Source organism: Pseudomonas caspiana, assembly GCF_040224095.2.
GTDB classification, from domain to species: Bacteria; Pseudomonadota; Gammaproteobacteria; order Pseudomonadales; family Pseudomonadaceae; genus Aquipseudomonas; species Aquipseudomonas caspiana.
Window position 1 is genome coordinate 4,005,971 of the sequence record NZ_CP167995.1, and the last position, 12,574, is coordinate 4,018,544.

12 protein-coding genes are annotated in these 12,574 nt (G+C 60.0%); 10 read left to right on the forward strand and 2 right to left on the reverse strand.

Annotated features, from left to right (window positions below; translation table 11 throughout):
* Positions 1–60: 60 nt before the first annotated feature.
* Positions 61–945 carry a LysR family transcriptional regulator gene (locus ABRP31_RS18330; protein WP_087273620.1) on the reverse strand — a complete coding sequence of 295 codons (885 nt, stop codon included), beginning with the start codon at positions 943–945 and terminating at the stop codon, positions 61–63.
* A 208-nt stretch (positions 946–1,153) separates the two neighbouring features.
* Here ABRP31_RS18330 and ABRP31_RS18335 point away from each other — a divergent pair, with 208 nt between their 5' ends.
* The gene (locus ABRP31_RS18335; RefSeq protein WP_349972522.1) at positions 1,154–1,624 is read left to right on the forward strand and encodes a multidrug/biocide efflux PACE transporter; all 471 of its coding nucleotides are present in this window, start codon (positions 1,154–1,156) and stop codon (positions 1,622–1,624) included.
* Here the strand turns inward: ABRP31_RS18335 and ABRP31_RS18340 are convergent.
* Positions 1,578–2,495, reverse strand: coding sequence for a LysR substrate-binding domain-containing protein (locus ABRP31_RS18340; RefSeq protein WP_349972521.1), 918 nt, complete (start codon positions 2,493–2,495; stop codon positions 1,578–1,580). The two genes, ABRP31_RS18335 and ABRP31_RS18340, sit on opposite strands and share 47 nt — an antisense overlap.
* Before the next feature lie 183 nt (positions 2,496–2,678).
* Between ABRP31_RS18340 and ABRP31_RS18345 the strand changes: the two genes are divergently transcribed.
* From ABRP31_RS18345 to ABRP31_RS18385, 9 genes are all read left to right on the forward strand, one after another.
* Positions 2,679–4,199 carry an ABC transporter substrate-binding protein gene (locus ABRP31_RS18345; RefSeq protein ID WP_087273626.1) on the forward strand — a complete coding sequence of 507 codons (1,521 nt, stop codon included), beginning with the start codon at positions 2,679–2,681 and terminating at the stop codon, positions 4,197–4,199.
* A gap of 87 nt (positions 4,200–4,286) precedes the next feature.
* Positions 4,287–5,204, forward strand: coding sequence for an ABC transporter permease (locus ABRP31_RS18350; protein ID WP_122663789.1), 918 nt, complete (start codon positions 4,287–4,289; stop codon positions 5,202–5,204).
* 186 nt (positions 5,205–5,390) lie between these two features.
* The gene (locus tag ABRP31_RS18355) at positions 5,391–6,296 is read left to right on the forward strand and encodes an ABC transporter permease (protein ID WP_087273629.1); all 906 of its coding nucleotides are present in this window, start codon (positions 5,391–5,393) and stop codon (positions 6,294–6,296) included.
* A 16-nt stretch (positions 6,297–6,312) separates the two neighbouring features.
* Complete coding sequence (locus tag ABRP31_RS18360; RefSeq protein ID WP_087273631.1) at positions 6,313–7,344, forward strand: ABC transporter ATP-binding protein; 1,032 nt, start codon at positions 6,313–6,315, stop codon at positions 7,342–7,344.
* The gene (locus tag ABRP31_RS18365; protein ID WP_349972519.1) at positions 7,341–8,330 is read left to right on the forward strand and encodes an oligopeptide/dipeptide ABC transporter ATP-binding protein; all 990 of its coding nucleotides are present in this window, start codon (positions 7,341–7,343) and stop codon (positions 8,328–8,330) included. Before ABRP31_RS18360 ends, ABRP31_RS18365 begins: the two co-directional genes overlap by 4 nt.
* On the forward strand, positions 8,327–9,751 hold the full coding sequence (locus ABRP31_RS18370; RefSeq protein WP_349972518.1) for a M20 family metallopeptidase: 1,425 nt from the start codon (positions 8,327–8,329) through the stop codon (positions 9,749–9,751). Before ABRP31_RS18365 ends, ABRP31_RS18370 begins: the two co-directional genes overlap by 4 nt.
* Positions 9,748–10,902 carry a M20 family metallopeptidase gene (locus ABRP31_RS18375; protein ID WP_349972517.1) on the forward strand — a complete coding sequence of 385 codons (1,155 nt, stop codon included), beginning with the start codon at positions 9,748–9,750 and terminating at the stop codon, positions 10,900–10,902. The genes ABRP31_RS18370 and ABRP31_RS18375 overlap by 4 nt, the downstream gene beginning before the upstream one ends.
* 110 nt (positions 10,903–11,012) lie before the next feature.
* Positions 11,013–11,450: a carboxymuconolactone decarboxylase family protein gene (locus ABRP31_RS18380; protein ID WP_349972516.1), complete on the forward strand. Its 438-nt coding sequence runs from the start codon at positions 11,013–11,015 to the stop codon at positions 11,448–11,450.
* A gap of 275 nt (positions 11,451–11,725) precedes the next feature.
* Entirely contained in the window at positions 11,726–12,574 is an 849-nt protein-coding gene (locus ABRP31_RS18385; protein ID WP_349972515.1) for a PhzF family phenazine biosynthesis protein, read from the forward strand.

Below are 12,574 nucleotides of genomic sequence, written 5' to 3' on the forward strand. Positions count from 1 at the left end.
TCTATATAGAAGCGCCCCGTTAAGGCTCACTACAAAATGGTCGGCACCTTCACGATCCGATTATTCACCACGATGCCGAGTGAAGGTTTCCAGTAGCCACGCACCTGCCGGGCCGAGGCTGCGCTGCCGTGACCAGATCACGTCCACCGCCGAGCTGCGCGGCCAGCCCGGTACGTCGAGCTCCTTGAGCTTGCCACTGGCATAGCCCGACACCAGCCAGCGCGGTAACGCAGCCCAGCCAAAACCAAACGCAGCCATGTCCATCAGCAACAAATAGTTGGGAGCCGACCACGGGCGATGACCACTGATGGGCAAATCATCAGTGGGTACGCTTTGGTCCACCAAGGTGTTCAAACGCAGCGCACGGTGCTGCGCGAGATGCTGGTAATCGACCTTTTCCTGCTGAGCCAGCGGATGTTTGTGCGCCACGAACAGGCCGAAATCGGCACGTTCGGCAATGGTGGAATAACCAACTTCGGGTGGATAACTGGCCTGCGCTGAAAGCAGCCCAAGTGACGCACGACCGGATTGAATCAGGTTGATGGCGTCGCCATGCTCGGCGAACACGCATTCCAGTTCCAGCTCGGGGAAACGCTGGTCGAGTTCAGCCATGCGGATTTCAAAATCAGCGAACTGGTTGGCGTCAGACAGCACCAGAGTCAGACGCGGCTCCACGCCCTCAGCCAGCCGCCCGGCGGCACGGCGCAGCTTGTCCGAGGCGGCCAATACGTCCTCGATACGCCCGAGCATGGCCCTGCCCGCTTCGGTCAGGACCGGATGCTTTGAGGAACGATCAAACAGCTCAAGACCCAGATCGATTTCCAGACGAGCAATCGCTTCGCTGATGGTCGACTGACTCTTGCCCAAACGCCGCGCCGCCGCGCTGAACGATCCAAGCGCAACGGTCTGGGCAAACGCTTCGAGGGCTTCCGGGGAATAGCTCATGTGAACCTCGTATCGGTTTTACCGATGGAAACGATTTTCACTTTAACGCAGGGGCCGATGACAATGCACGTTATCGAAAGCAAACACCTATCCCTTGTGGGAGCAGAGCTTGCTCGCGATAAGGCTGGACGCGTTAGGCCTGATATCAGCGGCGGCCTTATCGCGAGCAAGCTCTGCTCCCACAGGAATGCATTCCAAAGGTCAACTCATGCCAACCAAATCCATCAAGGAACGCGCCTTCCACGCGTTTCTTTTCGAAATCATCGGCGTACTGCTGTTCGCGCCGTTGCTCGCCTGGGCCATGGGTCATTCGCTAGCCAAAATGGGCGCGATGACCGTCATGATCTCCACTGTGGCCATGCTCTGGAACATGTTGTTCAACGCAATGTTCGATGGCCTGCGGCGCAAATGGGACTTCCGGCTATCACTGGGTACACGGGTACTGCATGCATTGGGTTTCGAGAGCGGCCTGATTCTGGTGATCGTGCCATTGGCAGCGTGGTGGCTGTCGATCAGCCTGCTGGAAGCGTTCCTGCTGGATATCGGCCTGCTGTTGCTGTTCCTGCCATATACCCTGGTCTTCAACTGGGCATACGACGCTGTTCGGGAACGTGTAATCCAGCGCCGCCAGGCTAATCGCCGAGGGTTTTCGCCAGCTCGGCGATCAGAAAATCCCTGAAGGCGGACACGGCGGCCGGTAGATTTCGACCGGCCATGCTTTGCATCTCGATGCGCCGTGCCTGCATGCCTTCGTCGAGAATCGGCAAACAGCGCAATTCTTTGCCGACGACCTGTTTGTGCAGGGTCATCTCACTCGAAAGGCTGATGCCGCCCTCCTCACGCACAAAGCTGTACAGCGCACCGATGTAATTACTGGTCAGCACCGGCTCGAACATCAGGCCCTGCACCCCGCAGCAAATATCAAACAGTTGGCGCAACGTCGTTTCAGGCTTTGGCAGTGCAATCGGGTACGGCTGCAATTCGGCAAGGCTGACCGCGTCGCGTCCGGCCAAGGGATGGGAATTGGCAACCACTGCAAAGATCGCCCCGCTCATGACGTGCTCGACGCAGATTTCCTTTTGCGGCGTAAGGCTGAAGGTCAGCGCCAGATCAGCCTCGCCGGAGCGGACTTTCTCCGTGGCTTCGGCGGGCGCGCACACCTCCAGCGTGAAGTGAATCCCCTGATACTCCCGACGGAATGCGGCGATGCTATGAGGCATGTAATCCAGCGCAAAGCCTTCCGAGCAGGCGATGTGTACATGGCCGCGTTGCAGGCCGTGCAACTCGGTAATCTCCAGCACTACCTGCTCGGCTTCCAGCTGTGACTTGCGGGCATAGGCTGCCAGCCGCGTGCCGGCTTCACTGAGCACCATGCCTCGTGCACGGCGTTCGAACAGCGTGGCGTCCAGTGCCAGTTCCAGTTTGGTGATTTGCCGACTTACCGCCGAGGCTGCGACATTCAGGCGCATCGACGCCTCACTGATGGAACCGCAACGCGCCACTTCAAGGAAATAGCGCAGGGCCGTGGACTGCACGCCGTATAACTGCATCTGAACCTCTGAGGATTGCCTTTTCGGCAAAGCTAGTATCGAAAGATTGTGCTTGTGGCATTGGTAAACCATCGCCTACATTCTTGTCCAGACCAAAAAAAACACCTGACCAGTACTTCCCTCTCTCGCATTTGCGAACAGCTGCCCTTTGATTCAACCACTCTCGCCAACGGAGACGACGGCATGGGCATCAAAGGTTTCGCTTTCAGTATTGCGCTGCTGGGCTCCATCAGCAGCTTCCCGGCCTACGCCGGTAAAGCCAACGACACACTGGTTTACGCTTCCGACAGCGAACCCGAAAACATCAGCCCTTATCACAATGACCTGCGCGAAGGCGTGATTCTCGGCCGGCTGATCTGGGACAACCTGGTGTACCGCGATCCCAAAAGCGGCGAATACAAACCCATGCTGGCCACCAGCTGGAAACAGGTCGACGACACCACTATCGATTTCGAACTGCGCAAAGGCGTCAAATTTCACAACGGTGACGCGTTCACCGCGGACGACGTGGTGTTCACCCTCAACTACGTCGTGTCGCCCGAAGCCAAAGTCGTTACTGTGCAAAACGTCGACTGGATCAAAAGCGCCGAAAAAACCGGCGATTACAGCGTCCGCCTCCACCTGAAAAAACCTTTCCCGCCTGCCCTGGAATACCTCTCCAACGCCGTGCCGATGTTCCCGAAAAACTATTTCGAGAAAGTCGGCATGGCTGAATTCAGCCGCAAACCGATTGGCACCGGCCCTTACAAGGCCGTGTCGGTGGTGGCGGGTGAAGGTGTGACCATGGACATTAACAAGGACTACTTCAAAGACAGCCCGCAAGGCCTGCCACACATCGGCCACATCAAATTCCGCGTCATCCCCGACGCCGAGACCCGCCTCGCCGAATTGATGACCGGCGGTGTCGACTGGGTATGGCGCGTGGCACCGGATCAGTCGGAGAACCTCAAAGGCATGCCGAACCTGACCGTGACCAGCGGCGAGACAATGCGTATCGGCTTCCTGATTCTCGATGCTCGCGGCACCTCTACTGAAAACTCGCCGATGAAAAACCTCAAGGTGCGTCAGGCTATCAACCACGCCATCAACCGCGACGGCTTGGCCTCGCAACTGGTGGGCGGTGAAGCCAAGCCATTGCAGGTCGCTTGCTATCCGGGGCAATTCGGTTGCGACACCACCGCCGCCACGGTCTACAACTATGACCCGGCCAAGGCCAAAGCGCTGCTCGCTGAAGCCGGTTACCCAAATGGTTTCGAGACGGAAATCTTCGCCTACCGCGACCGTGATTACGTTGAAGCGATCATCGGCAACCTGCGCGCAGTGGGCATCAACGCCAAACTGCGCTACCTGAAATACGCTGCCCTGCGCGATCAGCAACGTGGCGGCAAAGTACCGATGTCGTTCCAGGCCTGGGGCTCGTTCTCGATCCTCGACACCTCGGCTTCGGCGGGCACCTGGTTCAAGGGCAACCCGGACGACAACATCAAGGACCCGCAAGTCCAGGGCTGGCTGCAAACCGCCGACAACGCCCTCGACCCGCAAGTGCGCAAGGACAACTATCGCAAGGCCTTGCAGCGCATCAGCGAGCAAGCCTACTGGGCGCCGCTGTTCAACTACTCAATGAACTACGCCTACACCTCGGAACTTGAGTTCACGCCTTACCCGGATGAGTTGCCGCGCTTCGTACTTTCCAGCTGGAAATAAGCCACAACCACCGTTGCCGTGGTGCTGCGTAATCGCGCCACGGCATACCCCCACTTTTTTCAGCCAATGGATACGAGGAAACTTGCCATGCTTGGGTTCCTTCTGCGTCGTCTGGGTATCGCTGTGTGCGTTGCGATTACCGTGTCGATCATCAGTTTTTCTCTTTTACACCTGTCCGGAGACCTGGCCACAGCCATTGGCGGGCCGGAAGCCAGCAGCGAACAAATCGAACAGATCCGTGTGCAGTACGGTCTGGACAAACCTTTGCCAACTCAATACTTCAATTGGCTGGGCGACTTGCTGCGACTCGATCTGGGCGACTCTTTTTTCTTTCAGGAATCGGTCTATAACCTGATCGCCAGCCGTCTGCCGATCACTTTGAGTCTGGGCGCAATGGCGCTGGGCATCGCACTCTTGGTGGCTATCCCGCTGGGTGTATTGGCCGCCGTCAAACGTGACACCTGGATCGACCGCCTGGCATTGAGCATCGCCGTACTGGGTCAGGCCATGCCGAGTTTCTGGTTTGCGCTGATGCTGATCGTGGTGTTCGCCGTCACTCTGAAATGGCTGCCGGTATCGGGTAACTCGACGTTCCTGCACTTCGTGATGCCCGCCATCGCGTTGGGTTATTACGCGACCCCCGCGATCATGCGCCTGACCCGCGCAGGCATGCTTGATGTGCTCAATTCCGATTACATCCGCACCGCGCGGGCCAAGGGTTTACGTCCGGCGCGGGTGCTGTTCAAGCACGCATTGCGCAATGCGTTGATCCCGGTAGTGGCCCTGGCGGCGGTAGAGTTCGGCTTCATGCTCGGTGGTTCGGTGGTGATTGAAACCGTGTTCTCCCTGCAAGGCGTCGGGCAACTCGCTTGGGACGCCATCGCCCGCGATGACTTCCCCGTCGTGCAAGCCGTGGTCCTGCTGATCGCCGTGATCTACATCATCCTCACCTTGCTGGCCGACGTGCTCAACGCACTGCTCGACCCGCGCATTCGTGTGCGCTGAGGAGTCCGCCGTGTCGATGAATTCTCGCAGCTCCATCAAGCGCAACTGGATCTGTAGGAGTGAGCTTGCTCGCGATAGCGTCAGGTCAGCCAATGACTGTTCAACTGACACATCGCATCGCGAGCAAGCTCACTCCTACAGAAAATCTCGAATTCAAATGCTTTTCCGCGCTGACCGGAGGCTCCCATGAGCACACCTGCCGCCCCTCTCGCCATCAATGACTACCTGCCACCGCCCAGCAGCCTCAGCCGGGTGTTGGGCAAAAGCTTTCGCCATCGTGGTTTTGCCATCGGCATGGTGCTGCTGATGATCATCTTCATCGGCGCGCTGTTCGCGCCATGGCTCGCGCCTTACGACCCTTACGCCCAAGACGTGATGCTGCGCATGAAACCTCCGGTGTGGATGGCCAACGGCACTTGGGAATACCCGCTGGGCACCGACAAACTGGGCCGTGATTACCTGTCGCGGTTGCTCTACGGCGCGCGTATCTCGCTGTTCATCGGTGTCGCCGCCGCGCTGATCTCCGGCTTTATCGGCACAGTCATGGGCCTGCTCGCCGGTTACTTCGGCGGCAAGGTCGATGCCTTCATCAGTTATCTGATCACTACTCGTCTGGCGATGCCGGTGGTAATGGTTGCGCTGGCTTCGGCTTCGCTCATGGGTGGTTCGCTGAAAGTCGTGATCGTGCTGCTCGGCTGCCTGTTGTGGGATCGCTTTGCGGTGGTGGTTCGGGCGTCGGTGCAGCAGATTCGCGATGCCGAATACGTCGCCTCGGCCCAAGCCCTGGGTTGCTCGACCCTGCGCATTCTGGCCAGTGAAATCCTGCCCAATCTGGTTGGCGCGCTGATCGTCGTCGCCACCCTGGAAATGGCCCACGCGATTCTGCTGGAGTCAGCGCTGTCATTCCTCGGCGTGGGCGTGCAGCCGCCAACACCGTCCTGGGGCCTGATGATCGCCGAAGGCAAACCCTACATGTTCTTTTCCCCGTGGGTCATCGCCATTCCCGGCGTTGCCCTGATGATTCTGGTGCTGGGCATCAACCTGGTCGGCGACGGTCTGCGCGACCTGATCCTGCCCGACGGCCGCAACTGATAGAGGAGCCACGAACATGGCACTACTGCACGTTGAAAACCTGCGCGTCGACATCCCCATGGGCAACAGCCCGACGCCGGATGACATGCTGCACGCCGTGCGCGGCCTGGACTTTGAAGTCGAGCGCGGCGAAATGCTGTGCATCGTCGGCGAGTCCGGCTGCGGCAAATCCCTGACCTCGCTGGCGCTCATGGACCTGCTGCCGCGCAAGGCCAAACGCACCGCAACCCGTCTCACACTGGACGGCATCGACATGCTCACCCAGAGCGAACGGCGCATGTGTGACCTGCGGGGCAACCGTCTGGCAATGATCTTTCAGGAGCCCATGACCTCGCTGAACCCGGCCTACAGCATTGGCGATCAGTTGAGCGAAGTACTGACCCAACACCGCAAGGTCTCTCGAAAAGACGCCATGGCCCGCGCCGCGCAGATGCTGGAAAAAGTCGGCATCAGCAACGCCACTGAACGTCTCGGCCAATACCCCCATCAGCTTTCCGGCGGCTTGCGCCAGCGGGTGATCATCGCCATGGCCTTGATGTGCGAGCCGGACCTTATCATCGCCGACGAACCCACGACGGCTCTGGACGTGACGATTCAGGCGCAGATCCTGCGGCTGATTCGCGACATTCAGAAAGAATTCGGTCTGGCGGTGATTTTCATCACCCATGACCTGGGTCTGGTGGCGCGTATCGCCGACCGTGTCGCGGTGATGTACGCGGGGGAAATCGTCGAAACCGCCCCCGCCCTGCAACTCTTCGAAAACCCGCAGCACCCTTACACCAAGGGCTTGCTGGCAAGTATCCCGATTCCTGGCAAAACCAAACCCGGCGAAGCGCTGGGTTCGATCCCTGGTTTGGTGCCCAGTCTGGTCGGTGAGCAACAAGGCTGCGCATTCCGCAACCGTTGCGGTCAGGCCGTTGATGCCTGCGCGCAGAACATTCCCGAAATAATGCGAGACGGCCACATGGCTCGCTGCCTGTTTGCCGCACCGGGTCCGGAACCGACCCGCCAACAGGCTCAGCTCCAGCAAGGGAGTGCCCGCGCATGAAAAAGGACATTGCTCTGGAACTGTGCGACATCCGTCGCGAGTTCCGCATGAACAAAGGCTTCTTCAAAGCCCCCGCCACCCTCAAGGCCGTGGACGGTGTGTCGCTGCGCCTGATGCGCGGCGAAACCCTCGGGCTGGTGGGCGAATCCGGTTGCGGCAAAAGCACACTGGCGAAAATGCTGCTCGGCCTGCTGCCGCCCACCAGTGGTGATGTGCTGGTCAATGGCAAACACTTGGCCGCCACCGATCGCAAGGAAATGTCCCGGCATATCCAGCCGATTTTCCAGGACCCGTATTCGTCGCTGAACCCGCGCAAGACGCTGCGGGAAATCGTCACCCTGCCGCTGATCGTCCACGACATCGGCACCACTGCCGAGCGTCGCAAGAAGACCGAAGAAATGCTCGATGTAGTCGGTCTGCCCAAGCGGGTGATCGACAGCTACCCAAGCCAGCTGTCCGGCGGCCAGCGCCAGCGTGTCGCCATTGCCCGCGCTTTGATCATGCGCCCGGACGTGCTGATCTGCGACGAGCCGACGTCGGCGCTGGACGTTTCGGTGCAGGCGCAGATCCTCAACCTGCTGCAGGATCTCAAGCGAGAGTTCGGCCTGACGTATTTGCTGATCAGCCACAACCTGGCGGTCATCGAACATCTGGCTGATCGGGTGGCGGTAATGTATCTGGGGCGGATCGTTGAAGAGCGCACCCGCGAATCCTTGTTCGCCGCGCCCGGCCACCCGTATACCCGCGCCCTGCTGGATTCGGTGCTTACCCCCGATCCGCGCCTGGGCATTCCCGATATCGGCCTGCATGGCACGTTTCCAAACCCGATGTCGCCGCCATCCGGTTGCGCGTTTCACCCGCGCTGCCCCAGCTGTTTCGCGCCCTGCAAGACGGCCTACCCGGCCAATGACCCGATTATCGGCGGCAACGTGCGTTGCCACCTCCACGACAGTCCTGCCCAAACTTTGGAGCTCGTCCACTCATGAGTCGCTCACAGGCCATCCACAACACTACCGAGCAGTTCGACAACGGCGCCTTTCTGTCCCTGCTCGAACGCAGCGTCGCCCTGCACACCGAAAGCCAGATTCCGAACCAACTGCCGGAGCTCTATCGCTACCTCAAGGAATTCATCACGCCTCACGTCGAAGCGCTGGGCTTTAGCGTGCAGGTCTACGACAACCCGCTGCCCAAGCGCGGCCCGCTGTTGATCGCCACCCGCATTGAAGACCCGGCATTGCCGACGGTGCTCAGTTACGGCCATGGCGATGTGGTCAACGGCTACGACGCGCAATGGCGTGAAGGCCTGTCACCCTGGGAAGTCAAAGTCGATGGCGAGCGCTGGTATGGCCGCGGTACCGCTGACAACAAGGGCCAGCACCTGATCAACCTGACGGCACTGGAGCAAACCCTCAAAGCACGCAACGGCAAGCTGGGTTTCAACGTCAAACTGCTGCTGGAAATGGGCGAAGAAGATGGCTCGCCGGGTTTGCGTGCGTTCTGCGAAGCGCATCCTGAAGAACTCAAGGCTGACGTGTTCATCGCTTCCGACGGCCCGCGCCTGGCCGCTTCGCGACCGACGATCTTTCTCGGTTCCCGTGGCGTGTTCAACTTTGAACTCAGCGTCAACCTGCGTGAAGGCGCGCACCATTCCGGCAACTGGGGCGGGCTGCTGTCCAACCCGGGGATCATTCTGGCCAACGCCATTGCGAGCATGGTCGACGAACACGGCCGGGTGAAAATCCCTGCCTTGATGCCCAGGGAAGTGCCCGAAGCCGTCCGTTTGGCACTGGCAGACATCGAAGTCGGTGGTGGCCCCGGCGATCCGGAAATCGACCCGAACTGGGGCAATCCCGAGCTGACCCTGAGCGAGAAAGTCTTCGGCTGGAACACCCTCGATGTCATCGCCTTCAAGACCGGCAACCCCGACGCGCCAGTGCATGCGATCCCCGGCAAGGCCAACGCCCACTGCCACATCCGCTTTGTGGTGGACAGCGACTACAACACCTTCATCCCGGCGGTGCGCGCGCACCTGGATGCCCACGGTTTCACTCAGGTAGAAGTCAAACAGGGGCGCATCGACATGATGAACGCCACCCGTCTTGACCCGACAAGCCCTTGGGTCGGCTGGGCGTTGAACTCCCTCGCCGAAACTACCGGCAAAAAACCGGCCCTGCTGCCCAATCTCGGCGGCTCGCTGCCTAACGACGTCTTCGCTGATGTGCTCGGCTTGCCAACGCTTTGGGTGCCACATTCGTATCCGGCCTGCTCACAACATGCGCCCAATGAACATTTGCTCGCCCCCGTGGTGAAGGAAAGCCTGCAAATCATGGCCGGGTTGTTCTGGGACCTGGGTGACGATGCAGCGCGATTGACGCAAGAGCATCAACAGCGGGAGCTAGCCAAATGAGCGACCCTCGACAACAGGCGCTGGACTGGCTCGCGGGCCAGGGTGAGGCGATGGAGTCCCTGCTGCAACGCATCGTCGACACCGACTCCAACAGCTACGACAAAGCCGGTGTCGATGCAGTGGGTGCGCTGCTGGCGGCGGAACTGGAAGCCGACGGCATCCTGCTCGAACGCATACCCGTCGAGGGCTTTGGCGATGTGATGCTCGCGGAAGTTTCCGGCGCTGCGGGCAAGCCGGTATTGCTGCTGGGTCATCGCGACACGGTTTTCCCCAAAGGCACCACCACGACTCGGGGCTACAGCCGCGACGCCACCCTCGCTTACGGCCCGGGCGTGGCGGACATGAAAGGCGGTCTGGTCCTCAACTGCTTTGCCCTCAAAGCTCTCAAGCGCGCCGGTCAACTGCCCTACCCGGTTCAGGTGCTGTACACCGGCGATGAAGAAATCGGCTCCGGCAGTGCTCGCAGCCATATCGAAACCGCAGCACGTGCGGCCCGCGCCGTGCTCAACACAGAACCCGGCAGAGCCAGCGGCAACGTGGTCAGCGCCCGCAAAGGCGGTGCGACCTTGATCATCGAAGTCACCGGCCGCGCGGCGCATTCAGGAGTCAACCATGCCGACGGTGCCAGCGCCATCGAAGCCATGGCGCGCAAGATCGTCAAACTGCATGCCCTGACCGATTACCCGGCGGGCATTACCACCAACGTGGGTCTGGTTTCCGGCGGCACCTCCAGCAACACTGTCGCGCCCAGCGCCACGGCCAAGCTGGACGTACGCTTTATCGAACTCAAACACTGGGATCAAATATTCGAAGCGATTCAGAGGATCGTCGCCGAAGAAGAATTGCCCGGCACCACCGCTGTGCTCAAAGAGGCTACGACCTTCCTGCCCATGGAAGCGCAGCACAGCACCCGCTTGCTGGCGCTGTATCAGCAGCAGGCGCAGACATTGGGTTTCAGTGTCGAAGGCGAATTCACCGGTGGTTGTGCCGATTCGGGCTTCACCGCCAGCCTCGGCATTCCGACTCTCTGCGGCCTTGGTCCGGTGGGCGGCAAGGTGCACACCGACCGCGAATACCTGGAACTGGACACCCTCGTGCCTCGCGCCCAGGCATTGGTGGCGACCATTCTGGCGGTGGGTGAAGCCTACTGAGGTAATTGGTCTCTTCGAAACGCCGGGGATTGGCTATCCACATCGTTCAACCCCGACGTTAAGGTTGGCGCCATCGCCCAATTGGGCAGTGAACCTACGAGAGATCAACCATGAACGAACGCATCCAATGGGCCACCGTCGCCCCCGAAGCCTACCGCGCCATGGCGGCCCTTGAAGGGGCCGTCGTCAAATCCGGGCTGGAAAACTCGCTGCTGGAACTGGTCCGGTTGCGCGCCTCGCAAATCAACGGCTGCGCCTTCTGCATCAACAAGCACGCCAACGACGCCCGCCGCGCCGGGGAAAAGGAATCCCGCCTGCAAACCGTCAGCGTCTGGCGCGAAACCACCTTCTTCACCCCTCGGGAAAAGGCCGCACTGGCCTGGGTCGAAGCCATGACCCTGCTGCCCAATCAGCAAGCCTCGCAAGAACAATACCTGGCATTGCAGGAACACTTCAGCGACAGCGAAGTGGTCAACCTCACCTTGGCGATTGCGACAATCAACGCCTGGAACCGCTTTGGCGTCGGGTTTGCGATGGTGCCAGCGTAACGCTCAAAAATCTTCAAGTGGAATGCTGCTTCTCTGTGGGAGCCGGGCTTGCCCGCGATGCAGACACCTCGGAGTGTCAGTTAAATCGAATCGCCCTTATCGCGGGCAAGCCCGGCTCCCACAGCAAACCGAGATTGCCTTCGGCTTCTACAGGGATTGTGAGCTGTTCATCTATCGATCAAATTTGCAGATGCCTCACATAAGTACTATTGGTTGGAGTACAGCCCCGGCTATGAGGAAACTCGCCGGCACTCTTATTACAGGCTCTTACCAACATGACCAACAACGTTCTAAAACTGGCGGCCTTCAGCGACGGCGACCAAGGCGGCAACCCCGCCGGTGTGTGGCTTGGGGATTTTTTGCCGGATGAGGCGACGATGCAGCGCATTGCTGCCGAGGTGGGCTTTTCCGAGACTGCGTTTGCTGCGCCCATCGCCGAGGGCTTTCGGGTGCGGTATTTCTCGCCTGAAGCCGAGGTGCCGTTTTGCGGTCACGCGACGATTGCCCTCGGTGCGGCGCTGGCCGGGCAGCATGGCGATGGGGTGTTTAACCTGACGCTGAATCAGGCGCAGATCAGCGTCGAAGGTCACGCCCAGGGCGATTTGATTTCAGCGGCTCTGCAATCACCAACGACTCACAGCGGGCCTGTTGATGATGCATTGCTGCACGAAGCACTGGCGTTGTTCGGCTATGCGCAACACGATCTGGATGCGCGCATCCCTCCGGCCGTGATCAACGGTGGCGCGCAGCATTTGGTGCTGGTGTTGAACAGTCGGGAAAAACTACGGGCCATGACCTATGACCAACAGGCCGGTCACGAGCTGATGACTCGTGCCGGATGGGTTACGGTGTTATTGGCCTATGCAGAGAATCTGCAGCTGTTCCATACCCGCAATGCGTTTGCCTGGGGCGGCGTTTATGAAGACCCGGCCACTGGTGCAGCAACGGCGGCGTTCGCCGGTTATCTGCGCGATCTTGAATGGCCTCACGGCGGGCACATCGACATTGTGCAGGGCGAGGACATGGGCAGTCGCTCGATACTGCGGGCGCAGATCCCGGAACAAAGCAGCCCTGAACAGAAAGGCAGCTCGATCCGGGTATCCGGCATGGCCCGCAAGCTGTAA

Coding starts and splice junctions, on each gene's coding strand:
- ABRP31_RS18345 (WP_087273626.1), top strand. CDS start 2,679: ATGGGCATCAAAGGTTTCGCTTTCAGTATTGCGCTGCTGGGCTCCATC.
- ABRP31_RS18375 (WP_349972517.1), top strand. CDS start 9,748: ATGAGCGACCCTCGACAACAGGCGCTGGACTGGCTCGCGGGCCAGGGT.
- ABRP31_RS18340 (WP_349972521.1), bottom strand. CDS start 2,495: ATGCAGTTATACGGCGTGCAGTCCACGGCCCTGCGCTATTTCCTTGAA.
- ABRP31_RS18350 (WP_122663789.1), top strand. CDS start 4,287: ATGCTTGGGTTCCTTCTGCGTCGTCTGGGTATCGCTGTGTGCGTTGCG.
- ABRP31_RS18365 (WP_349972519.1), top strand. CDS start 7,341: ATGAAAAAGGACATTGCTCTGGAACTGTGCGACATCCGTCGCGAGTTC.
- ABRP31_RS18360 (WP_087273631.1), top strand. CDS start 6,313: ATGGCACTACTGCACGTTGAAAACCTGCGCGTCGACATCCCCATGGGC.
- ABRP31_RS18370 (WP_349972518.1), top strand. CDS start 8,327: ATGAGTCGCTCACAGGCCATCCACAACACTACCGAGCAGTTCGACAAC.
- ABRP31_RS18385 (WP_349972515.1), top strand. CDS start 11,726: ATGACCAACAACGTTCTAAAACTGGCGGCCTTCAGCGACGGCGACCAA.
- ABRP31_RS18335 (WP_349972522.1), top strand. CDS start 1,154: ATGCCAACCAAATCCATCAAGGAACGCGCCTTCCACGCGTTTCTTTTC.
- ABRP31_RS18355 (WP_087273629.1), top strand. CDS start 5,391: ATGAGCACACCTGCCGCCCCTCTCGCCATCAATGACTACCTGCCACCG.
- ABRP31_RS18380 (WP_349972516.1), top strand. CDS start 11,013: ATGAACGAACGCATCCAATGGGCCACCGTCGCCCCCGAAGCCTACCGC.
- ABRP31_RS18330 (WP_087273620.1), bottom strand. CDS start 945: ATGAGCTATTCCCCGGAAGCCCTCGAAGCGTTTGCCCAGACCGTTGCG.